19 protein-coding genes and 2 pseudogenes are annotated in these 23,913 nt (G+C 32.7%); 16 read left to right on the top strand and 5 right to left on the bottom strand.

Annotated features, from left to right (window positions below; genetic code table 11):
- The first annotated feature begins 119 nt into the window (after window positions 1–119).
- Window positions 120–1,490: an aminotransferase-like domain-containing protein gene (locus ABH955_RS05510; protein WP_159146702.1), complete on the top strand. Its 1,371-nt coding sequence runs from the start codon at window positions 120–122 to the stop codon at window positions 1,488–1,490.
- Window positions 1,491–1,835: 345 nt separating this feature from the next.
- Window positions 1,836–2,714 carry an SDR family oxidoreductase gene (locus ABH955_RS05505; RefSeq protein ID WP_404453807.1) on the top strand — a complete coding sequence of 293 codons (879 nt, stop codon included), beginning with the start codon at window positions 1,836–1,838 and terminating at the stop codon, window positions 2,712–2,714.
- Window positions 2,715–2,796: 82 nt separating this feature from the next.
- On the opposite strand, the gene ABH955_RS05500 is transcribed toward ABH955_RS05505, so the two are convergent.
- Window positions 2,797–3,450 (bottom strand): CPBP family intramembrane glutamic endopeptidase, encoded by a 654-nt coding sequence (locus ABH955_RS05500; protein WP_404453805.1) that lies wholly within the window; start codon window positions 3,448–3,450, stop codon window positions 2,797–2,799.
- Window positions 3,451–3,848: 398 nt separating this feature from the next.
- Here ABH955_RS05500 and ABH955_RS05495 point away from each other — a divergent pair, with 398 nt between their 5' ends.
- Window positions 3,849–4,052, top strand: coding sequence for a hypothetical protein (locus ABH955_RS05495; protein WP_000290880.1), 204 nt, complete (start codon window positions 3,849–3,851; stop codon window positions 4,050–4,052).
- Window positions 4,053–4,087: 35 nt separating this feature from the next.
- Here the strand turns inward: ABH955_RS05495 and ABH955_RS05490 are convergent.
- Window positions 4,088–4,329: pseudogene (locus ABH955_RS05490) on the bottom strand (hypothetical protein).
- Window positions 4,330–4,456: 127 nt separating this feature from the next.
- On the opposite strand from ABH955_RS05490, the pseudogene ABH955_RS05485 reads away from it, so the two are divergent.
- From ABH955_RS05485 to ABH955_RS05470, 4 genes and pseudogenes are all read left to right on the top strand, one after another.
- A pseudogene (locus ABH955_RS05485) lies at window positions 4,457–4,729 on the top strand (hypothetical protein).
- A complete protein-coding gene (locus tag ABH955_RS05480) occupies window positions 4,713–5,210 on the top strand; it encodes a DUF421 domain-containing protein (RefSeq protein WP_002189697.1) in 498 nt (165 codons plus the stop codon). The pseudogene ABH955_RS05485 and the gene ABH955_RS05480 overlap by 17 nt, the downstream one beginning before the upstream one ends.
- A gap of 242 nt (window positions 5,211–5,452) precedes the next feature.
- The gene (locus ABH955_RS05475; protein WP_404447844.1) at window positions 5,453–5,986 is read left to right on the top strand and encodes a TetR/AcrR family transcriptional regulator; all 534 of its coding nucleotides are present in this window, start codon (window positions 5,453–5,455) and stop codon (window positions 5,984–5,986) included.
- 158 nt (window positions 5,987–6,144) lie between these two features.
- Entirely contained in the window at window positions 6,145–6,567 is a 423-nt protein-coding gene (locus tag ABH955_RS05470) for a DUF3995 domain-containing protein (RefSeq protein ID WP_002085376.1), read from the top strand.
- Window positions 6,568–6,907: 340 nt separating this feature from the next.
- On the opposite strand, the gene pdxR is transcribed toward ABH955_RS05470, so the two are convergent.
- A complete protein-coding gene (gene pdxR / locus ABH955_RS05465) occupies window positions 6,908–8,347 on the bottom strand; it encodes a MocR-like pyridoxine biosynthesis transcription factor PdxR (RefSeq protein ID WP_404453802.1) in 1,440 nt (479 codons plus the stop codon).
- A 148-nt stretch (window positions 8,348–8,495) separates the two neighbouring features.
- Here pdxR and ABH955_RS05460 point away from each other — a divergent pair, with 148 nt between their 5' ends.
- From ABH955_RS05460 to ABH955_RS05445, 4 genes are all read left to right on the top strand, one after another.
- Window positions 8,496–9,413: a DMT family transporter gene (locus ABH955_RS05460; protein ID WP_404447838.1), complete on the top strand. Its 918-nt coding sequence runs from the start codon at window positions 8,496–8,498 to the stop codon at window positions 9,411–9,413.
- A gap of 217 nt (window positions 9,414–9,630) precedes the next feature.
- Entirely contained in the window at window positions 9,631–10,794 is a 1,164-nt protein-coding gene (locus tag ABH955_RS05455) for an FAD-dependent oxidoreductase (protein WP_404490941.1), read from the top strand.
- 24 nt (window positions 10,795–10,818) lie between these two features.
- A complete protein-coding gene (locus ABH955_RS05450) occupies window positions 10,819–11,484 on the top strand; it encodes a TetR/AcrR family transcriptional regulator (protein WP_404453796.1) in 666 nt (221 codons plus the stop codon).
- Window positions 11,485–11,646: 162 nt separating this feature from the next.
- Window positions 11,647–11,877 (top strand): hypothetical protein, encoded by a 231-nt coding sequence (locus ABH955_RS05445; protein WP_016101932.1) that lies wholly within the window; start codon window positions 11,647–11,649, stop codon window positions 11,875–11,877.
- A 97-nt stretch (window positions 11,878–11,974) separates the two neighbouring features.
- On the opposite strand, the gene secY is transcribed toward ABH955_RS05445, so the two are convergent.
- Window positions 11,975–13,279, bottom strand: coding sequence for a preprotein translocase subunit SecY (secY, locus tag ABH955_RS05440; RefSeq protein WP_002069884.1), 1,305 nt, complete (start codon window positions 13,277–13,279; stop codon window positions 11,975–11,977).
- Window positions 13,280–13,578: 299 nt separating this feature from the next.
- Between secY and ABH955_RS05435 the strand changes: the two genes are divergently transcribed.
- From ABH955_RS05435 to pulA, 5 genes are all read left to right on the top strand, one after another.
- Entirely contained in the window at window positions 13,579–13,731 is a 153-nt protein-coding gene (locus tag ABH955_RS05435) for a hypothetical protein (protein WP_181777901.1), read from the top strand.
- Window positions 13,732–13,815: 84 nt separating this feature from the next.
- A complete protein-coding gene (locus ABH955_RS05430; protein ID WP_001091627.1) occupies window positions 13,816–14,331 on the top strand; it encodes a DinB family protein in 516 nt (171 codons plus the stop codon).
- Between the two features lie 577 nt (window positions 14,332–14,908).
- Window positions 14,909–16,855, top strand: coding sequence for a bifunctional metallophosphatase/5'-nucleotidase (locus ABH955_RS05425; protein WP_404490940.1), 1,947 nt, complete (start codon window positions 14,909–14,911; stop codon window positions 16,853–16,855).
- Window positions 16,856–17,540: 685 nt separating this feature from the next.
- Window positions 17,541–19,244, top strand: a complete 1,704-nt coding sequence (locus tag ABH955_RS05420; protein ID WP_404490939.1) for a M4 family metallopeptidase — start codon at window positions 17,541–17,543, stop codon at window positions 19,242–19,244.
- 483 nt (window positions 19,245–19,727) lie between these two features.
- Window positions 19,728–22,298, top strand: coding sequence for a type I pullulanase (gene pulA / locus ABH955_RS05415; protein ID WP_404453787.1), 2,571 nt, complete (start codon window positions 19,728–19,730; stop codon window positions 22,296–22,298).
- A 388-nt stretch (window positions 22,299–22,686) separates the two neighbouring features.
- Here pulA and ABH955_RS05410 read toward each other — a convergent pair whose 3' ends face one another.
- Window positions 22,687–23,688, bottom strand: coding sequence for an alpha/beta hydrolase (locus tag ABH955_RS05410; RefSeq protein ID WP_002085366.1), 1,002 nt, complete (start codon window positions 23,686–23,688; stop codon window positions 22,687–22,689).
- Window positions 23,689–23,913 lie beyond the last annotated feature (225 nt).

Below are 23,913 nucleotides of genomic sequence, written 5' to 3'. Positions count from 1 at the left end.
CACCTCATAGTAGTTGATTTCTTACTGGCCAGTATACGTACATAGTAATCCTTCTGATCTAGTGCTACAATGTGAACAAATACAAACTGTACCGGTACAAAAAAATAGGAGGTGTAAGGATGTATAAGTATTTACATGTTTTGAACGACTTAGAAAGTATGATTCAAAATGGTGAGATAAAAGAAGGAAAGAAATTACCGTCTATACGGTCGCTTGTTACACAATATGAATGTAATAAGGCGACTGTAATACGAGCGCTGCATGAATTGGAAAAGCGTCATATTATTTATTCTGTACCTCAAAGTGGATACTACGTTGTTAAGAAATCTGGAAGTTACGTAGAAAGTATCGAGATTATTGATTTCGCTTCTTCGGCCCCAGATCCAGATGTTTTTCCATACTTAGATTTTCAGCATTGCATTAATAAAGCGATTGATACCTATAAGAATGATTTGTTTATATACGGAACACCGAAAGGGTTACCATCTTTAATATCGGTTGTGCAAAAACAGTTAGCAAACTATCAAGTTTTCACAAAGGAAGATAATATATTTATAACGTCAGGTGTGCAGCAGGCGCTTGCTATATTAACTTCAATACCATTTCCGAATGAAAACGAAACGATACTAATTGAGCAGCCAAGTTATCATTTATATATTGAATATGTAGAAATAAATAAGATCCCTGTGATCGGAATAAAGCGTACGCATGAAGGGATAGATTTAAATGAACTAGAGCGGATATTTAGCACAGAAAAAATTAAATTCTTTTATACAACTCCAAGATTTCATCATCCACTTGGAACTTCGTATTCTAAAAAAGAGAGAGAAAAGATTATTAAACTTGCGAAGAAATATAATGTATTTATAGTGGAAGACGACTATTTAGCAGATTTAGAAACTGATTCAAAAGTAGATACGTTTTACAGCCAAGATAATTGTAATCATGTTATATATTTAAAAAGTTATTCGAAGATCATCTTTCCTGGTTTGCGAGTCGGTGTTGCAGTCATCCCGCAATCCATTACAGATGCCTTTTATAAGTATAAAAAGATTTTAGATATCGATAGTCCTATGATTTCGCAAGCTGCTTTAGAAATTTACATAAAGAGCGGAATGTTTGATCGGCATAAACATAAAATAAAAGCATCTTACTACAATAGGTCAAAAAAACTAGCGGCAGTAGTAGAAGGTGTTCAAAATGAAAATCCACATTTGTTTACTTATAGAACAGTTGATCCAATCGGGATACATACTTGTTTACAGTTGAACAGAAATATAGTCACGGACACATTTATTAAAAATTTAAGCAAGAGTCAAATAAGCATAGATTCTATTGATAAAAATTATTTAAGTAACTTTCATAAAGAGAGATTGTTAAAGTTAAACGTATCAAATGTAAAAGAAGACAAGATTGAAGAAGGGATTCGCAAAGTAAGTGAGGAAATAAAGCGAATGAACCGTGTAGATTTTCAGTTCAAAAAAGAATAGTGCTTATGAAGGGTCTTGTTGTGTACAGAAAAATAATGGCTTTATGTATGTGTTGCTATAGTCATTGGAGTGATTACAATTACTATATATAATAAGAAAAGTAAAGAATGTATAACAGTTGCAATTCATACGAAGGCTGTTATTGTCGATCATAACAACATTCCTATATCAAATGTGAAGCTCATTTAAAGATAAGGAAGTCTCTATATCAAATATGCAAGGTGAGTTTCAGTTTTATAATGGTGTTTGTGGTGTAATTACGTTAAAATTTATTACTCCACATGGAGAAATCTATATAAAAAATATGATAATAAGAGTGTACCAAAAATAATTAAGGAGAATGATATGAAACCATTACAAGGTAAAGTAGCAGTTGTGGCCGGAGCAACACGAGGCGCCGGAAGAGGTATTGCGATGATGCTTGGTGAAGCCGGTGCAACTGTATATGTAACAGGAAGAAGTACAAAAGGGAATTTATCCTGTATGGGAAGAACTGAAACGATTGAAGAAACGGCAGAGCTTGTTACAAAGCAAGGCGGAAAAGGAATCGCAGTTCGTGTTGATCATACGGTAGAAGAAGATATTAAAGTATTATTTACAAAGATTCAAGACGAACAAAATGGACAGCTTGATATTTTAGTAAACGATGTTTGGGGCGGCGATCCTTTAACGGAATGGGAGAAACCTTTCTGGGAACACAACCTACATAACGGACTACTTATGCAACAAAGAGCTGTTCATTCTCATATAATGACAAGCCATTACGGTGTACCATTAATGGTGAAAAATAAAATGGGACTTGTTATTGAAATTACAGATGGAGTCGATTATCAATATCGAGGTAATTTGTACTATAGTTTAGCAAAAGTCTCAACAATTCATTTAGCAGAAGCTATGGCGAAAGATTTAGAACAACACAATATTACAGCTGTCGCAGTTAGTCCAGGATTCCTTCGTTCAGAAGCGATGTTAGATATATTTGGTGTAACAGAGGAGAATTGGCGAGAAGGAGCTAAACAAGACCCTCATTTTATCGCATCAGAAACTCCTTTCTTTGTTGGAAGAGCAGTAGCAGCTTTAGCAAGTGATTCAAATGTTCATGAAAAAACGGGACGAGCGTTAAGTTCATGGGAATTAGGAAGAGAGTATGGATTTACAGATATGGATGGAAGACGCCCAGATTGGGGGAAATATTTTGAGGAGAATGTTTTGAATCAAAATTAATGTTTTTAGAGCACTCAATAGCTGAGTGCTCTTGTTCTTTATACAATACGCAAATAATAAAGTCCTTTTAAAAATAAAATGATTATTTAAAAAGCATTGGTACAAATGAAATACAGTCAAAAATAAAGTGACAAATCCAACTTACCCAAATACTTTTTGAATTTTTCCATATATAATTTAGTGCTAATCTAATTGGGATTATAGTTATTAATAACTGCATTGGCACAAAACCATAAGCTGGAATATGCCACAAAGCGAACAACAAACTACATATTAATGATGCCGTGCCAAATTTTAATCCTAATTTTTGTAATGCGATAATTATATTAGTGCAAATCAACTCTTCACCCATTAACATAAAGGGTACACGGAATAAAATCATAGAAATACTTATTACTTCAGCAACGGAATTTTTAGTTGCAGGTTCAAAAATGTAACTGAATATTAAGTTGGAAGCCATACCTACGATAATTGTTAAAGGCAAACCCCAAAGTAATGTCTTGAAATTAAAATGTTTAAATTGCTCTAATGATATTTTTTCTAAAAAATAGTATCCTATAATTCCACATAATACAAGATTCCATAAAGCTTCAAAAATCATCCTCAATACTTCAGGTATATTATCTCCTAACACTGCGAAAAGTTGATATACAATCCCGGAAATAATTAATAATCCCAAAGCCAAAAGGGATTTCGAATCAATTTTCTTCTCTGTTTCTATAATCTTTGTTTCCACAACTACCCCTTCTTTCTTATTATTTCATTGATTACGAATATATAATAGCACATTGTTCTCCAAAATAATGGTAATTGAGACGATCATAATAATTTTATTTTTCCAAATCAGTAAGTCCAAGATTAGGAGATTCCTTGCAAGAATCATTTAGACCAAAACCTATTATTAATGTCGTGATTGAAATAAAGCAATTATTAAACAAAAATAATAATCGCCCATCAAATTTATGAGTAGGCGATTAATGTATTTCTAAGAACAAAATTAAACAACTTTATTATCTGTACACATATATCGCATAAAACATTTTTTAACTTCATTAAATATATAGGGAATCATTACCAAAAAAATGATATCTTTAAAGTATAGTCTATATTTTGTATAGGAGGGTGATGGAGTCTATGGCGGTACGTATAGTCGATGATTTACAACAATTCTCTTTATTACTTATGTTTTTGAGTACATTAATATTTTACAGATACTTAAAGAAGATTAAACGAGAGAGAAAACTGACTTCTTTCGAATGGACAATGTATTTTGTCACTCAATTCGCGACTTCTATTTGGGCAATTACTTATTTTATTAAATTCTTGTCTGAATCGTAAGTTACATTAAACCATTTTAGTTTACTGGGTTATTGTTATCTATTAGGGATATAAATATAGTCCGTATCTAAGTCAATGACGACATCGGTCTTAATGGCTTCTTGTAATGACTTTGGAATGTTTTCAAAATGATAACGTACACAAAATAAATTTATAAGCTCCTCATTAGATAACTCTTCATTTTTTACGTTAAAATACATTTTTTTAACTTACTGATAGAACAGTTATGACCAATAACATACTCATTAATTCCATATCCATCAAATTCAATTATCATGTTATCACTATTGGTTGCTAGCCAACATTATAGCTTTAATTTTGGATGAATCTTTCATATTGATTATTATACATAGCTTATATATGTCTCGTCTCAATTATGATATTCAAAATAAGAAGAAACACATATGGAAATTTTTGTGGCAGGTGCAACAGCACGTTCTTTAATACCAATGCTAATAAAAGAAGGTCATACTGTGTATGCAATGATTCGTAACGAATCACAAGTAGAAGCAATGAAGGAAGTTGATGCTTTACCATTACTAGCTGGGAGAGAGGTGCTTCAAAGAATAAGGCACGTAAAGTGAATGGATACTTTAAAATATCATAAAAATCCTTTAATGGGAATACTAGTAACATTCACTATTAAAGGATTGGGCTGTAATGAATATACTTTTTGAAAGCATTATTTTAATCCTCACTGGAATCATTGTTTTAAAATTGACAGGTAGTAAATCTGTTAGCCAAATGACGAGAGCTGAAATTATTATTGTGGTTTCTATAGGACGTATTATTGTAGAACCTATATTAAGTAGGAAAGTAGGCCCATCTATTTTTGCTGCGTTTATTTTTGCGGGTGTTTTACTTATTATTCATTTTTTTGAATTGAAATCACGAAAAGTAGAAAAGTTTCTAAATGGAACTAGCATTATTGTTATAGAAAACGGAGAAATCTTAAAAAAGAATTTATTACGCGCGAAAATGTCAGAACAACAATTATTTATGCATCTGAGAGAAAAAGGCATACATGAAATCAAGAATTTACAACAAGCAACTGTAGAAACGAATGGACGGATTGGGTACCAACTAACTACCAAGGCACAACCAGTTACTTTGGAAATGCTAGAAAAGCTTCTAGAGCAATGTAATCTGAAAAAATAGTTTTAGACTAAAAAGCGCTTCTTGTACATAAAGGCACTTTTCGCAAACGTGTAAAAGTCCCTTCAGTAATCCTGAAGGGACTTTCGTGTTATCTAATTTATCGAGGGTGATGAAGATCAATATTACGATTAACAACAACGTTAAAGTTCATAAAAATAAACAGAATGAATAATTGACAAAAAATGAGAATAGTAGTAATCTAACGTAAAACATACGCTAGCGTATTTTATTGGAGAGATAATATGCAATTAACGAGAGAAGACTGGATAAAAGTAGGATTACAACAATTAGCTAATGAAGGTATACATAAAGTTCGCATTGAAGCACTTGCTCGATTGCTAAAAATAAGCAAAGGAAGCTTCTATCACTATTTTCGTGACCATCAAGAGCTTTTAGATTCTATGCTCGACTTTTGGGAAGTACATGCAACAAAGCTGATTGTTCAAAGTATGGAGCAACAGGATGCCTCTTTAGAACAGCTATTACAGATTAGTTTTAATCGAGATAAAAAAATTGAGAATGGTATTTATGCTTGGGCTAAATATGATCCTGTTGTGGCAGCACGTTTAGTAGATATAGAAGAACAAAGAATTTCTTGTGTTGCAAAATTGTATCAAAAAATGGGCGTAGACGAAACTGAATCAATTGATCGAGCGAGACTTGCCTATTTAACGTATGTAGGATGGATGACAAGGTTTGAAGCAAATCCTAATTTTGATATTGATAAAATGGTTGAGCTTTTAACTTCTTTCAGCGGGTGTCCAAACATCCATTGAAAAAAGTAAAGCCTCCGGACGCAATTATGCTGAGGCATAATTGATTATTCGATAATAAATGTCCCTAGTATGGTTATAAAACCTGAAGGGACAAAATTTCCACTATAACATACGGTAGTGTATGTTATCTTTGAAGTTACGAAATTGGGGGCGAATAAATGAAATTACTATTAATAGTAGTGGCTGTGGGGCTTCTGTGGTTTATCAGTTTTTTGCATATTTATTGGGCTTTTGGAGGTCGATGGGGGTCTGCTGCTGTTATCCCAGTAAAAGAGGGAGAACATAAGCCTGCTTTTACTCCGAGAATATGGGGAACATTATTCGTAGCCATTCTTATTCTATTAGCTAGTGTCATTATTGTTGTTCAAGTAGGTTATTTGCAGGGGTTCGAAGCAAATAGTTTATCTAAAATCGGAAGTATTGTCTGTGCTTTAGTTTTCATTATTAGGGCAATTGGTGATTTTAAGTTTGTTGGATTTTTTAAAAAAATTAAACATTCTCAGTTTGCTAGATATGACACTTGGTTCTATAGTCCATTATGTTTATTCTTTGGTTTTGTCTATATCATGTTGTTGTTTTAATAAGTATAATGAATTCCCTATAAAATAAATTTTATGCAGGAAGAAAACACCTCTTATTGAACAAGTAGTAATAAAAAGAAGTTTGAGCATAGCAATAGAGCAATACGGGTTCTGGTGACAGCGAAGTCCGCTATGATTAGTCATTTGTGTTTAAAAAGAGGATAGATAGGGCGAATTTATTCAAGCTCTTCTATCCTTTTAATTTTTATAAATATAATGTATGACATTAGATAAGAATTCACTATTAATAATAGGTTCAGCTTATATCTTGACTTTTAATAAAATTTTAAAGTGTTGGTTTTTTATTGTGTGAATAAGAGGTTATTTGTTGTTTTGGAGTTTAAATGAATGATTTAAACTTAGCAATTGTATCATGTAATCTTTCTAATCCAATCAACATATCTTTATCATTTAACATTGAATAACTAATTCTCAAATGATTATATTGAGTTTCATGGCTTAACAAACAAGCTGTTCCAGGTAAAAAAGAAACATCAACTTCATTCGCTTTTTGTAATAATGTAAAAGGATCGACTGACTGAGGGAGTGTAACCCATAAGTTAAATCCTCCATTAGGTATTTCAAATTCTAATTCTTTTAATGGAGATAATATATCAATTGTTAAATCGCGTCTAATTTGTAAAGCAGTCCGTAATTTTTCTAAATGATTTTTCATTCGTTCCGCTCGTAAAAAAGGAAGTAGTGCTTTCTGCGTTAATAAAGGGCTACCAATATCCATCGAAGCCTTCACAGCGTATAACCATTCAAAGATATGTCCTTCAGCTGCAAGTGCCGCGATGCGAAGACCTGGTGCTAACGTTTTACTAAATCCTTTTAAATATATAACATGACCATTTGTATCAAAGCTTTTTATTGGAGGGGGAATTTTAAAATCCTCAAAATAAATTTCTCCGAAAGAATCATCCTCAATAATGAAGAAGTTATATAGCTCTGCTAGTTCTACAAGTTCCATTCTTCTTTTTTTACTCATTACTGTGCCCGTTGGATTCTGAAAAGTAGGATTCACATATAACAAAACAGGATTCTTTCTTTGACAAATATCATCGATTAAATCTGAGCGAATGCCGTTGTTATCAAGACTAACAGGGATAATTTGAACTCCTTTATTAACAAATACATCAAGCGCCGCCCCATAACACGGACTTTCTACTAACACTATGTCTCCAGGCTTTAATAATGTTTGGGCGATTAAATCGATTCCTTGCTGGGCACCACTTGTAATTAATAATTGAGATGGATCTGTAACTAATTGTTGGTGTTCTTTTAAGTAGTTTGTTATTTCCACTCTAAGTTCTTTATCGCCTTGAACAGGTCCGTAAGTTGCTAGTATCATTTGATCTTTATTAAGTAATTTGTGCATTTCATCTGAAAGAAACGGATTTGGTAATAAACGCGGATAAAGGACCGCCTGTGAAAAATCGAAATATTTACGGTGTTGGTTCATCACATATTGAGAACGCATAACATTAATGGATTTCGTTTGTTGCCATTGATATGGAATTGGTTTGAACTCTTTATTCACACGTTTATGTATATAGGCACCTTTTCCTTGTTCAATTCGTATATAACCTTTCGTTTCTAACTGTTTATAAGCTTTACGAACAGTTAATAAACTAATTTGCAAATCATCGGCCATAGAACGTAAAGAAGGGAGGTAATCGCCATGTGAAAGCATCCCGCTTTGAATTCTCTCAACAATTTGCATATATATTTGTTGGTAATATGGTATGTTGGATTCTTTACGTAGTACTATCTTCATAGAATCACCTGTTTTTCTTTTTAATTTAATTAAAGCGAAAAACATCCTGACAATCAACTATATTTTTATTCAACTGTTATATGCGTGGATACACTGTTATACACCATATCCTCTATACTCATTTCAAGAGTAAAAAGGAGGAAGGAAAATGGTCATTTTAAATTATATTTTAGTATGTATTATTTTTGGAACGACATTTTTAACGATAAAAATTGGAATAGAAGCGGGGGCACCACCATTATTTTCAGCTGGAATTCGTTTCTTTTTGGCGGGCCTTATTCTCATTATTATTTTTAAATTAAAGCGAAAGGATATTATGCCTTACTTATTATCGAAACGTATTATATATGCTGGTTTTTGTTTAACATTTATGACATTCGCGACCCTTTACTGGGCTGAACAATATATTTCTTCTGGATTAGCTGCAGTTCTATCTGCAACAGCCCCAATGATGATTTTGCTATTACAATCAAAGAGAAATAAAACAAAATTGCAAAAAGAACAACTTGTTGCTTTAGTTATAGCACTTACAGGAGTTTTGTTTATATCTTTACCTGGCATGCATCAAGAACTTACTTTCATATGGAGTATTGCATGCCTTGTTATATTAGTAGGAGAGTTGTTTTATGGAATAGGTTCTATTCGTTCTAAAGAGATACTTTCAGATTTACCTAACGTATCACCATTTCTTATTAACGGCATTCAAATGTTTTATGGAGGAGTTTTGCTATTAATTGTATCTGTTGTAATGGAACAGCCGAATTTAGCTGTATTAACATCTTGGAATGTACAATGGCCAATTTTATATCTTATATTTGTAGGATCTATCGGTGGACACGGTTTATATTACTGGCTTTTATCAAAAACAAATCCAGTATTTCCATCGACTTGGTTGTATGTATCTCCGTTAATTGCTGTTATTGTAGGTTATTTTGTATTAGGAGAACCATTAAATCCTGCAATGGGAATTGGTGCTTGTTTAATCTTGATTGGTGTATTTTTAGCAAATCGTTCTACGCTGGGCGTTTATTTTAAGCAAGGGAAGTTATTGAAGAAAGAAATGTAAATAATACAAATGGAATCATTGGACTATTAAGTTAATAAAAGTTTATTACTTTATCAACTTAAAAAGCATGTTACTACCGACTTGTAACATGCTTTTTATTTTTACACATTAAGTTTAACATAATTTGCTTAGTAATTAACGAACGGTGTACTTTACGAACAGTGTACGTTGTGTTATAAATAAAACAAGTAATTCAATAAAATATAAGGTGTGATAAATGATGGAAAGAAAAAATAAAGGAGAAAAACGTATTGCAATTATAGGTGCTGGACCAGGAGGTTTAACATTAGCTCGTATATTACAGAAACATGGTTTAAAATGTGTCGTATATGAAAGAGAAACATCACCATGGATTCGGCAACAAGGAGGTTCATTAGATATTCATCATGATTCCGGACAAGAGGCGCTTAAAGAAGCAGGATTGTTAGAACAATTTAATGAACTTGCTAGATTTGAGGGAGAAGATTTTCGTTTATGTGATAAGAACGGGAAAATATATTTAGATGAAGTAGCGGATCCTAATTGCGGAGATCGTCCAGAAATTGATCGAGGCACTTTACGTGAGTTACTTTTAAATTCTGTTGATCCGCAATGTATACATTGGGGCTATAACTTAACAAAAGCCATTCCTGTAGAAAATGGTATACATGAACTTCATTTTGAAAATGGACATGTAGACACTGTTGATTTAGTGGTAGCAGCAGATGGTGCCTTCTCTCGAATTCGTCCACTTGTCACAAATTCTATACCGCAATATACTGGTATTAGCATGGTAGAATTGAATTTGAAAAATGTAACGAAAAATCATCCTCAGATGGCGAAATTTAATCGACGTGGCAAAGTATTTGCACTTGCGGAGCATAAAGGGATTCTTGCGCAATTAAATGGAGATGACAGTATTCGCGTGTATTTAAGTTTTAGAACAGATAAAAAATGGCTTGATAATTGTGGAATTCCATTTAAAAATTTAGAAGAAGCAAAACATCAACTTCTACAATATTTCAAAGACTGGGATGAAACACTTAAAAATTATATTAGATGTGCAGATGGTGCGATTTTTCCTAGACGAATTTACATGTTACCTGTTGGACTAACTTGGAAAAGTAAGCCTGGTGTTACTTTAATTGGTGATGCTGCACATTTAATGTCTCCATTTGCTGGAGAAGGTGTGAATCTAGCGATGCGTGATGCGGCAGAACTTGCATTATCTATTGTAAAACATGATAATTTGAACGAGGCAATTGAAAATTACGAAGAAAAAATGTACGATTATTCTTCTCAATCCGCTGAAGTGTCAAATGATAATCTTGAGATTTGTTTCTCGGAGGATGCTACTATGAAAATGTATAATCTTATGAATCAACTTCATGAGCAACAATAAAAATATATTTACTAAAGGAGAACTATGGAAGAGCAAACGAATACAATTACTAGTCGTCGTTCACGACCAGCAAAAGAACCGTTAAGTAAGGAAACCATTGTTAAGACTGCTTATGACCTATTAGAGTCTGAAGGTATTTCTGGCCTTAGTATGCGTAAAATTGCAAAAGTATTAGATACAGGTCCGTCTTCTTTATATGTATACGTAAAAAATGCTGATGAATTAAGAGCGTATGTATTAGATTATGGTCTAGGGAAAATTGAAATAACAGATGAGAAAAATGAACCATGGAAAAAAGAACTATTTACACTTGTACATTCATATTTTCGAATTTTATTCGACTCTTCTGGAATGGCAGAATTAGCTTTAATGACAATTCCAATTGGGCCAAATTCTTTAGCCCTTACTGAACAGATTTTGCGTCAATTACATGAAGGTGGAGTTAATGCAAGAGCATCAGCATGGGGAGTAGATATTTTACTGTTATATGCTGCTTCGGTCGCATATGAACAAACAGCTCGCAAAGAAAAAGGTACCACTCTTGACCCAATTCGTGCTTCGTATGAGGCTTTAGATACAGCAAGGTATCCAATGATTGTAAGTCTAAAAGAAGATATGTTATCTGGTGGAGAAGAACGATTCCGCTGGGGATTAGAAGTTGTTTTGCAAGGTATTTTACATACGCAATAATATAATTAGTTTAAAACAGAGAGCTAGTTGAGCGGCACTCTGTTTTTTTTGAAAGAAAAATATGATACCTGTGTCTACAAACTACATTGTTAATGAATTTCAATATCTCTTTTTATACGATAGTAATAGACAACTTACACAATATAACCAGAAGTTAAAGAATTGGTTGGAATCCCTATATATCAAAGGATAGATTTATTTTTAGGTGAAATTGATTATTTAGAAGCTAAAGTTTTTGGAATAAAAGGTGACAAAAGAATTGTTAGAAAGCAAGTAATAACATTAAAAGATTTTGTACCAGACTATTTAATTATAGATAAATTCATGCTGAGACTTTTTATAACCACCGAGGGATATATTGAAGGTGAGAGAAAGGAGCTACTTTTATGGTAATAAAATAAAGATAAAAATATGAAGCGAGAAAATGAGGGTTTTATTTTTATAGAATAAAAAACACACTAGGTCTTTATATCCTAGTGTGTTTTTGTAATTAATTCACTTTTTTTATAAAACCTTTATAATGACGCTTCACAAGTTGACTTTCTAACGTCTTCATCGTTTCTAATGCAACACCTACGATGATTAGTAAACTTGTACCACCGATTTGAGCAGATGGTGGTAATGTAGCGATTTTTGTAAATACAAGTGGTAATATTGAAATTGCTCCTAAGAAAATCGCACCGATAAATGTTAAACGGTATAAAATTTTTGTTACATACTGTTCTGTAGATTTTCCTGGGCGAATACCCGGGACATATCCGTTTTGCTTTTTCAAATTCTCAGCCATTTGTTCAGGATTTACTTGAATAAACGCGTAGAAATATGTGAAGGCAACGATAAGACCCACATATAGTGTCATTCCAAATGGATGTGCAAAATCAAGATTCGCAATTATCCATTTAGATACGCTTGAATCAGGGAAGAGCTGCGCAATTGTACGCGGCGTCATTAAAAAGGCTGAAGCAAAGATAACAGGAATTACACCTGCACTATTTACTTTAAGAGGTAAATGAGTATTTTTTGCCCCTTGATATTGATTGTTTCCTGAAACAGCTTTTGCATATTGAATCGGTATTTTTCGAACAGCTTGTTGAATGTAAATAACACCAACAACTATCGCTAAAATTACGAGTCCAATTAAAACCATTTTTATTATGTGCATAAATAACTGATCGCCTGCGTTTTGGAATTGTTGCAAATAAATTTGATTAGCGACATTCGGAATCGCCGCAACAAGTCCTGCGAAGATAATCATTGAGATTCCATTACCAACGCCATTAGCGGTAATTTGTTCACCTAACCAAAGTAAAAATGCAGTACCAGCAGTTAAAACTGTCGCAATAAATAAGTATGTAGTCCAGCTTTGATCTGTAATTAATTGTCCACCTGCTATATTATTAAAACCATAAGACATCCCAATGGATTGTATAAATGCGAGAATGATTGTAAAGTATCGAGTAAATTGAGCTGATTTCTTACGGCCCATTTCTCCTTGCTTTGCCCATTCTGTAAATTTAGGTACAACGTCCATTTGTAGTAATTGTACAATGATAGAAGCTGTAATATATGGTGTGATACCTACAGCAAAGATTGAGAAGTGTTGCAGTGCTCCTCCGCCAAATACGTTTAGCATACCTAAAACGTTGGCTTGATCTTGTACTTTTAATACCTCTGCGTTAGTATGAGGAACTGGAATAAACGTGCCAATTCGAAAAACAATTAGCATCGCTAGTGTAAAAAGAATTTTGTTTCTTATCTCAGCTACTCTCATGAAATTTGAAATCGTACGAAACATTATGTCGCCTCCTATATTTTTATCAGTTCAAAACTGATTATTATATCCCGATGAAGTAACCACAAACCTCCTTCCGCATTAAATTCATTTGACAAATGGAATTTTATACATTTTGTAGTTTTCACGGATATAAAAATATAAGGTGTTATACAAGCGATTTATTGACTTTTCGTAATCATTCAATACCCATAATATAACTAATAAATTAACAAATGTACATACATAAGCATTAAAAATGAATGAATAGGATGATTTTTTACATATATTTAATGCTAGATTGATAATTAGGAACGTTTTATGTGGTTATATTGAAGGGATTCCGTGGAAAGTATTATGATGTAGCTGTAGCGCATAATAACCCCAAGGAAATCTTCAAGGATGTTGAGAGAACTCATACGTTTCAGCATGAATTAGAGAACCTACTAAAGAAAGAAAAGATTGGATTGGAATAATAGTGAAGGAAAATCTTTTTTCCATAGAGAATATTTCTAGCGTAGGAATCTAAGTATGTAGGTTCTAATGAAAGGAGAATTCACATGAATACATTTGTAAATGACAAGTTTTATGAAACTAGAAATCAATTATTTGAGGAAATTACTTTGTTAAGTGATGCTCAATTTAATAGGAAACCAGATAAGGATAAATGGAGTATAGCACAAGTTTGTCATCACTTAGTTTTATTAGATGAGAGAGTTATAACAGTTATTTCATCGGGATTAAAAAAGATGGATAGTATCTTAAATGAGCGTAAAGAAATTCACACTATTTTATTAGATAGATCGATAAAATTTATAGCCCCAGAAATGATTGAACCAAGTATAGAACCATTTGAAGTGCAGCAAATGGTTGATTTGTTAAACGACTCTAGAAAAGAATTGATGCGTTTCCTGAGTACAATAGAAGATGAATCTATATTAGCGAAAAAATCAGTGACGCATCCAGCTCTTGGAGAATTACTTCTTGATCAGTGGATAGAACTGATCTATTTGCATGAACAGCGTCATATAGAACAAATTAAAGAGATAAAATTGCTTTGTGGAGTTGAAAAGTAAAAATCATTATCTATTTATTGAGCGATTTGGGATAGCATCAAGGATTCGAGTGATAAAATACAAGTCCTGATTAAAATTATGATGAATTTAGTTGAAAGCAACCAATAAGCAGAAAAAAATACGAAACTAGCAGATTTTACTCCTGAAGAGGAAACGAACATTTGAAAAAAATCTGAATCCGATTTGCTGTATAAGTGTAACCCCGTCTTAAATGAAGAGCGGGGTTATTATTTTTGGAAGTGATCTCAGCATTTTCATTTAGAAGGAAATAAATTGGCAATGAAATCCGAAAATGTAATCAGCATTACACACTATATCTTTAAGTTATAATGATTTTCGGAAATGAGCTATATGTCCAAATTTTTGAAAGTAATCTTACACCTACCATTGGGTAAGCACCTTTCACGCGTTTGAGGAATAAGTATTTTGTCAGAAAACGATAAAATACAATTCTATTAAGGGATATATGCATTTTATTCTCTTTATTTTTGTAGTTGAAGTTTTCTGAATAACAAGTTATATTTTTAAAGTTCAAGCAACTTTATGACAGTACAAAAAGGGGAGAAATATTGATATTATGCAAAAAACGAAATGGAAGAACTATGTATGCTATTTTATTATTCTTATGCTTCTTGTAACAGCAGTAACAGTCAAACCAGCTATTTCTAAGGCTGAGGAATCTAATGTTAATATTACATTGTTAGGTACTGCAGATATTCATGGTAGATTTATGCCTTGGGATTATGCGCTTGATGGAGCAAATATGAGTGGAAGTTTGACGCAGCTTTATACGGTTATAAAGAAGGTACGTCAAGAAAATCCAAATACCATATTAGTAGATGCCGGGGATACAATTCAAGGAAACTCAGTAGAATTATTCAACGATAAGCCACAATCGCCAATGATGGTAGCAATGAATACAATGGGATATGACGCCTGGACATTTGGAAATCATGAATTCAACTTTGGATTAGATACATTGAAAAAAGTTAGTGAGCAATACAAGGGAAAGACGTTAGCAGGAAATATTTATAAGGAAAATGGAGAGCGTTTTCTTCCTGCATATACGATTGTTGAAAAAGGTGGAATTAAAGTCGGGATTATTGGTATGAATACACCAATGATTAGTGATTTTGAAAAAGGGACAAATCATTTGGATGGTTTAGTAGTGAAAAATCCAGTAGAAGAGACAAAAAAGGCTATTAAAGAATTAGAAGATAAAGTAGATGTAATGGTAGGGGTTATGCATATGGGACTAGAAAATGAGAATGGAATCCCAGGTACTGGTGTTCAAGATATTGCGAATGCTTGTCCGGAACTAAGCGCTATTTTTGCGGCTCATATGCATAAACTTGTAAAAAAAGAAGTTGTAAATGGCGTAATTATTACAGAACCAGATAAATACGGAACGCATATTTCACGTATTGACCTTACTTTTACAAAGCAAGATGGGAAGCTTGTTTTAAAAGATAAAACAGCTACCGCTATACCTGTAAAAAATGCTGATGGAACTACAGTATTATCTGATTCTACACTTGAAGAAACACTAACACCTTTTCATGAGTATGCGAGAGGAGATGCAAATGTTGTAGTCGCTCAATTAAAGGGTAGAAACCTTGTTCCTGAAAATGAAATAAAGGGTATTCCAAGTGTGCAGATTCAAGAGACACCTTTATCAGATTTCTTTCATGAAGTCATGCTCCATTACAGCAAGGCGGATGTAGTAGCCCATCAAATTGATAATGATTATGCCCGTTTGGATATAGGTCCTATAAAGAAGAAAGATATTGCTTATAATTATCAATATGCTTTGGGAGAAATTACAGTATATAAGATAACTGGAAAAGATTTAAAAGACTATATGGAATGGGCAGCAGGATATTTTAACTCATCTCGTGCCGGAGATGTAACAGTTAGCTTTGATAAAAACCGTCGTGCATCTAAATACAGTACGAACGATTTCTTTGGAGGTGTAAAATACGAAATTGACTTAACAAAACCATATGGTAGTAGAATTACAAATTTACGCTCTATTCGTACAAATAAACCAATCAAAATGAGCGATGTTATGACGCTAGGAATGAATGCGTATAGAATGGAGGCTCTTCAGGCAAAAGGGGGAGCTTTAGAGGGACGTAAATTTGAACAAACTTGGTCATCTAAACAAGAGAATGCATTCGGAGAAACAGGTGGAACCATTCGTAACCTTGCTATTACATATTTAAAAGAGGTAAAGAACGGTGTATACACGCCAAAAGTTATGCATAATTGGAAAATTACTGGTGTAGATACACATTCTTCAGAGCATAAGGCTGTAGTTGATCTTGTAAATAAAGGGATTTTAGAAATCCCAAAAACAGAAGATGGAAAATATACAAATATAGCATCTATAAATACTAAAGATTCAATTACAAAAGAAGAGATTGTAGCACTCTCACAAAAAGCTAATATTAATCCAAATCAGTTTAATCATGTAAAAAGAAAAGGTGAATTTTACAAAAAACTTAGTAGGATAATTAAATAAATATAAAAAGATGGCTCTCGTGCAAAAAACTATTCAACTTGGACATACCATTATCCTAAAAAAGTTTGTGATCGGTATGGAAATATAGAGAATCATCGGTAAAAAATCCCCTGAATCGCTTTAAAAATTCAGGGGATTTTTCATTTGAATAATTATTGTTTTATTTCTCACTATGTATATTTATAATATGCTTTAAAAGAACATACCTTAAGTTAATAACATGCAATAGATACGTCCTTTTCTATATTTAAATGGGGAGAAAAATTTATCTTTAAAAGATATTTTTGACAAGATAAAAAAGCCTGAAACTCATATAAGACTTCAGCAGTCTCAAAACGTTCCAATCCATGCAGCTATAGACATAAATAACAAAATTATATTGAAAAATCTAACTTGCATATGCGTTGCCTCACTAAAGTATTTATCTACTATTCTTAAAATAGTAAAGAGTGGTTTTTTATGTTGTTAATAAGATATAAGTGTACTTTGATTAGAATGAATATAGATAATTAATAACTAACCAATTGGATGAGCACCTAAAAGGGCTCATTTTTTATTTTATCGACCACATTTATGTAATTTTGCATAATATTACATAAATTTTGTATTTTCTCTTTTTTTCGACATAAATAGACAGTATACTTTGTACAAGCTTTCTATTTCAAAAATTATAAGAGGTGAAAAAATGAAAAACACAAAGACATTAACTAAATTAGCATTAACAACAGGATTAGCTTTAACAGCTGTGGCACCATACGGAATAGGCCATGCAGAGGAAACAGATCAACTACAAGTTCAAATTCAAGAGGACTCATTCCGTTCAGGTGAACTTACACAACCGTCACAAAAAACACCAGAGAATGTAGTAAAAGATGCTCTTAAGGAGAAAGCTGAACAAGCTCTTTCTCCAAATCAAGTCAATGGAGAAACAGGAGTAGATTATAAAGTTCTTCAAAAACGTGGTTCGTATGATGGAACAACACTTGTGCGTATGCAGCAAACATACGAAGGAAAAGAAGTATATGGCCATCAATTAACTGCACACGTAGATAATAAGGGCGTTATTAAAAGTGTTTCAGGCGATAGCGCGCAAAATTTAAAACAAGAAGAATTGAAAAAGCCTATTAATCTATCAAAAGATGGAGCGAAACAATATATTTATACGAAGTACGGGAACGATATCAAGTTTATTTCTGAGCCAGAAGTTAAGGAAGTTATTTTTGTTGATGAAAATAATGGACAAGCTAGCAATGCATACCAAGTTACCTTTGAAGCGGCAACACCAAACTATGTTTCCGGAACTTATTTAGTAAATGCACAAAATGGTGATATGTTAAAAAATATGGTACAAGAATCTAACTTAAAAGCAAGTGAAAAACTAGTTGGAGCTTTAAAGGAAAGTAAAAAAAGTAGTCTTACATCATTAACTGGAACAGGAAAAGATGATTTAGGTATATCTCGTTCATTTGGTATTTCTAAACAAAGTAATGGCAAATATGCACTTGCTGATTATACAAGAGGGCAAGGAATTGAAACATATGATGTGAATTACAGAGATATTACTAAAGAAGAAAGCTATTATCCTGGTACACTAGCAACCAGCACTTCAACAACATTTAACGATTCAAAAGCAGTAAGTGCTCATTACTTAGCAACAAAGGTATTTGATTTTTATAAAGATAAATATAAGCGTAATAGTTTTGATAATAAGGGACAAAAGGTAGTTTCAGTTGTACATGCTTGGGATTCTGAAGATACGAACGATCCGAAAAATTGGCAAAATGCATTAAGTGCTAATAATGGAAGTATGCTTGTATATGGCGATCCTATTGTCAAGGCATATGACGTAGCTGGACATGAATTTACACATGCTGTTACTTCTAGCGAATCTAATCTTGAATATTACGGTGAATCTGGTGCGATTAATGAGGCGCTATCTGATATTATGGGAACATCTATTGAGAAATACGTAAATAATGGAAGCTTTAACTGGACAATGGGCGAACAAACTGGATCTGTTTTCCGTGATATGGAAAACCCAGCTTCTGTTCCATCTTCACTTGGAGTACCGTATCCAGATGATTACAGTGAATTTAACGATTTTAATGGATGGGATCAAGGTGGCGTTCATTTTAATTCAAGTATTATTAATAAAGTTGCGTATCTCATTGCAAAAGGCGGAACTCATAACGGAGTAACTGTTAAAGGAATTGGTGAAGATAAAATGTTTGATATTTTCTATTATGCAAATACAGATGAGTTAAACATGACATCTAATTTCAAAGAATTGAAATCAGCATGTATTCGAGTGGCAACTAATAAATATGGGGCGAATACAGCTGAAGTTCAAGCAGTGCAAAAAGCATTTGATGCAGCAAAAATTAAGTAAGTTAGAAATATAGTTTCCATTCATATATTAATACATTATGAAAATCAGCTAATTTCATTTTAAGGATATTAGCTGATTTTTTACGTAGCAATGTATTAGTGAAAATAAAATTACTAAGCAATAATTAGGCATCTATCTTCAATAAGTTACGACAAATATATAAGATTTCAAGGGTATAAAAACAGAAAATTAATAATATATTGACCTCTTAATAGTAAGTACTATAAAATGAAAGCGATAACAAACGATTGCTTTAAAATGATTTCCCTGATTTTTTAGTATTTACAACTATATGAAGGCAAAAAAAATCAATTTTTTAAAGCATTAATGCAAACGTTTTCGTATTAAAAGATCATTGAAATACATACGTGAAAATAGTCAATATGGGGGTGAAGTAAAAGGGATTTCTACATTAATTTAAGCAGTGTAATTTAGTATGAGCATAATAAATAGCTCGTACTATATAAAGAAAGGGTGTATGTGGTGCAAATGACAAAAAGATTAATTAACAAATCATTTTTATTACTTGCCATAATCGTTATGTTATCATCTGTTTTCTCTTTTCAGAGTGTGAAGGCAGTTTCAAATTCGAAAACAACTGAAGTTATCATTCATTACAAAGAGAAATCTGGAAATACAAAAGACTGGAATCTTTGGGTATGGGGAGAAAATGCAAACGGTAAATCTTATGAATTTACTGGTGAAGATGAATTTGGAAAATACGCTAAGATAAAAATAGATGGTGACTATAATCGTGTAGGATTTATAGTTCGTACCAATGAATGGGAAAAAGATGGAGGTGATCACTGGGTTGAAAATATAAGGGATGGTCGTGCTGAAGTATGGATCCTTTCGGGTGATGAAAAAGTATATAATTCTAAGCCTTCTTCTGATCTCTCAATTCAAAAAGCTACTATTGATAGTTTTAATGAAATTACTGTAACGACTAATGTTCCGTTTAATAGTAAGGAACAGAAAATTGAAATTGAAGGCGTTAAAATTAAGGGAATTAGTCCTTATGATAAAAATAGTGGAGATATTACTAATAAGGTTAAAATAATTACGGAACAGAAAATTGATTTAAAACAAACATACAAAGTTAAAATAGCAAACTTAGCTGATGCGAATACTGAAATCGGTAAAGTCATTCGTAGCGAGGAATTTGATAATTTATTTTATTATGGTGGTAATGATTTAGGGAATATATATACTCCGCAACATACAAAGTTCCGTTTATGGGCTCCTACAGCGAGTGAAGCGAAGTTAGTTACATATAAAAAATGGAGCGATAAAATAGGTACTGAAATAAAAATGCAACAAGGTGAAAAGGGAACTTGGAAAGCAGAACTTAAAGGGAACCAAAAAGGTCTCTTTTATACGTATAAGGTGAAAATTGGGGATAAGTGGACTGAAGCGGTTGATCCGTATGTGCGTGCTGCTTCTGTAAATGGAGATAAAGGTGCAGTTGTTGATTTAGAAGAAACAAATCCGAAAAAATGGAAAGCAAACAAAAAGCCAAAATTTAAAAATCCGGAAGATGCTATTATTTATGAATTGCATGTACGCGATCTTTCCATTCAACCTGAAAGTGGTATTAAGCAAAAAGGAAAATATTTAGGTGTAACAGAAAAAGGAACAAAAGGGCCTGAAGGTGTAAAAACAGGACTTGATCATATGAAAGATCTTGGTGTTACTCACGTTCAGTTTTTACCGATATTTGATTATGCTTCAGTAAATGAAGATAATTTAAATGAACCACAATATAACTGGGGATATGACCCGAAAAATTTCAACGTCCCAGAGGGCTCCTATTCTACAAATCCATATGAGCCAACTGTTCGAATAACTGAATTAAAACAAATGATTCAAACACTGCATGATAATAATCTTCGTGTTGTGATGGACGTAGTATATAACCATATGTATAATGCCGCTGAATCAAATTTTCATAAGTTAGTTCCAGGTTACTATTATCGTTACAATGAAGACGGAACATTAGCAAATGGAACTGGAGTAGGGAATGATACCGCTTCAGAACGAAAGATGATGAGAAAATTTATGGTAGATTCCGTCACATACTGGGCAAAAGAATACAATTTAGATGGGTTCCGTTTTGATTTAATGGGTATTCATGATTATGAAACGATGAATGAGATACGTAAAGCTGTTAATCAAATTGATCCTTCTATTATTCTGCATGGAGAAGGCTGGGATTTAAATACACCTCTAGCAGCTGAATTAAAAGCAAATCAAAAAAACGCGGAGAAAATGAAAGGGATTGCTCATTTTAACGATAATATACGTGATGGATTGAAAGGTAGCGTATTTGAGGAGAAAGAAAATGGTTTTGTAAACGGAAAGCAAAACATGGAAGACCGTATTAAAAAAGGCATTACGGCAGGTATTGACTATGATACAAATTCGTCTACTTATCAAGATCCAGAGCAGGTGCTAACTTATGTGGAAGCACATGACAATCATACATTATGGGATAAACTTGAGTTGACTAATTCAGGTGACAGTGAAGAAATGCGAAAACAAATGCATAAATTATCTTCTTCTATTTTATTAACATCACAAGGTATTCCATTCTTACATGCAGGACAAGAGTTTATGCGCACAAAATATGGTGATCATAATAGTTACAAATCTCCTGATTCTATTAACCAGATGGATTGGTTACGCCGTGCAGCATTTAATAATGAAGTAGAGTATATGAAGGGCTTAATAGATTTACGAAAAAAATACCCAGCTTTTCGTATGACTTCTGCAGAGCAAATTAAAAAGTATGTAGCTTTTATCGATGTTCCCAAAAATGTTGTAGCTTATACAATAGATGGAAAGGGAAGTGGGAATAAAAGCGAATATTTTATGGTGGCTCACAATGCAAATAGGGAAGCCGTTGACATAACACTTCCATCGAAAGGTCCGTGGAAAGTGCTAGTAAACGGGAATCAGGCGGGAAGTAAAACACTTTACGTTGTCCATGACAATAAAATTAAAGTTTCTGCATTAAGTTCACTAGTTTTAAAAACAGAGAAACCGATTAAATAAATGCAAAAAGCGAAGTGACGGTTGTTTTCACTTCGCTTTAAAAGTTAACTTAATATAATTTCACATACTGTAATTATATTACAATTTAATAAACAAAAAGAGAAGAACTCACCAAGGTTCTTCTCTTTTTTATGTGTAATTAGGGTTTCCATAACTGTAGATATGGATGGTGTAAATTAATGGATGAATAATTTACTCTTAAAATTATAACAGAACAATTAAAGATTTTTATATGTAATATTGCATATAAAGGGTAAACAACAATAATTTCTTTTCATAAAAATAAGCCCCTGGTGAAAATGATGAGTAACCCTTTTCCATATGAAATGAACTTGGTATAAAATGAAAGATTACAAGTATAAGATTCTATGCTTAGTAATCCCTCACTTTAAGGTATGTCTTTGGGGAAGTTTTGGGAGTTCAATCGATTCTGAATAAAATTGATAGTATCAGTTGCAATTTTTTTACGTTTAAGGACAATCCCGGCATGCCCACATGTATAAATATATCGCGTAGGTCTTTCCCAGGATTCCCACAAATAGTCCGTATCCTCAGAATGTACATAAAGATCATGCTTGCCTGAAATTAATAAAATATTTTCTTTTTTTACTTTTGGTAATGCTTGACTCGGTTCAGTGATTTTCCAATAAGCTATTAAATCATCATACGTAACACCATGATGTTCCAAGTCTTCTCTAATAAATTTACCTGGATTTGTCTTCCAAATTGAATAAGAGAGTCGATTCGCGTAGAAAATGGATGCTAACACATCAATTTCTGGTTCAACAAGAGATGTTAAGTTAGTAATAACTCCACCTAAACTGATTCCTATTAAAATCAAGGGACCATTTTTATTTGCTTTAATCCATTTGATCAAAGTTCGTAAATCAGCTACCGCTTGTTTAGTTGCTTCTACAGTTCGTTCAACATTGGCACTTACCATGTACTCTCCACTATATAGGGATTGGTTCGGTTTTCTGTCAAAATGATATGGTAAAGTGAAATAATACATATTCCACTTCAAGTTGGTCATATGGTCGTGGAATATTTTTTTTACACGTTCGTTAGAATCCATTCTCCAACCATGAACAAAGATGACATGAGGTGCATCTTCATTTTTATGTAAAAATAATTCCCCAGTGACAGAATCGTTGCGTGAATCACCAGATTGAACCGAGCTTTTATATTTGAATTGTCCAACCATGTATTCCTTTTCTTGTTTTAAATGCTTAATGTTAAAATGAATATGAGATGGTTTTACTTTATAAAAAAATTCTATGTCCTTTATATATAGTGAGGTGTTAGAAAGAGAAGTATACTGAAACTTTACACTTCTTTTTTTGTGCAAATCATACAAGGCGTATCGATCAATGAGTTTTGAAAAAATCAAATTAACCTCCTCCAAAATACATATCGTCTAAAAGATGGACAAAATTTATGCTGTAAATTAATTGTAAAATATTCTCTTTTCCTAATAGTAGATGCTTGAATTATAAAACAGGTGGGGAATTTGTATATTATATTATAAAGCTATCAATAAAATAAAACTATAAATATCTTTTACAAAAACCTAAAAAGCAAGTTAATATTCTCATTCATAAAAGAGAACATTAAC

Origin of the sequence: Bacillus sp. RC240 (assembly GCF_044907945.1) — a bacterium.
Taxonomy (GTDB): Bacteria; Bacillota; Bacilli; order Bacillales; family Bacillaceae_G; genus Bacillus_A; species Bacillus_A mycoides.
The sequence above is the reverse complement of the archived record's forward strand: the minus strand, read 5'-3'. Positions and strand labels throughout refer to the sequence as shown.

Coding starts and splice junctions, on each gene's coding strand:
- ABH955_RS05510 (WP_159146702.1), top strand. CDS start 120: ATGTATAAGTATTTACATGTTTTGAACGACTTAGAAAGTATGATTCAA.
- ABH955_RS05505 (WP_404453807.1), top strand. CDS start 1,836: ATGAAACCATTACAAGGTAAAGTAGCAGTTGTGGCCGGAGCAACACGA.
- ABH955_RS05495 (WP_000290880.1), top strand. CDS start 3,849: ATGGCGGTACGTATAGTCGATGATTTACAACAATTCTCTTTATTACTT.
- ABH955_RS05480 (WP_002189697.1), top strand. CDS start 4,713: ATGAATATACTTTTTGAAAGCATTATTTTAATCCTCACTGGAATCATT.
- ABH955_RS05475 (WP_404447844.1), top strand. CDS start 5,453: ATGCAATTAACGAGAGAAGACTGGATAAAAGTAGGATTACAACAATTA.
- ABH955_RS05470 (WP_002085376.1), top strand. CDS start 6,145: ATGAAATTACTATTAATAGTAGTGGCTGTGGGGCTTCTGTGGTTTATC.
- pdxR (WP_404453802.1), bottom strand. CDS start 8,347: ATGAAGATAGTACTACGTAAAGAATCCAACATACCATATTACCAACAA.
- ABH955_RS05460 (WP_404447838.1), top strand. CDS start 8,496: ATGGTCATTTTAAATTATATTTTAGTATGTATTATTTTTGGAACGACA.
- ABH955_RS05455 (WP_404490941.1), top strand. CDS start 9,631: ATGATGGAAAGAAAAAATAAAGGAGAAAAACGTATTGCAATTATAGGT.
- ABH955_RS05450 (WP_404453796.1), top strand. CDS start 10,819: ATGGAAGAGCAAACGAATACAATTACTAGTCGTCGTTCACGACCAGCA.
- secY (WP_002069884.1), bottom strand. CDS start 13,279: ATGTTTCGTACGATTTCAAATTTCATGAGAGTAGCTGAGATAAGAAAC.
- ABH955_RS05430 (WP_001091627.1), top strand. CDS start 13,816: ATGAATACATTTGTAAATGACAAGTTTTATGAAACTAGAAATCAATTA.
- ABH955_RS05425 (WP_404490940.1), top strand. CDS start 14,909: ATGCAAAAAACGAAATGGAAGAACTATGTATGCTATTTTATTATTCTT.
- ABH955_RS05420 (WP_404490939.1), top strand. CDS start 17,541: ATGAAAAACACAAAGACATTAACTAAATTAGCATTAACAACAGGATTA.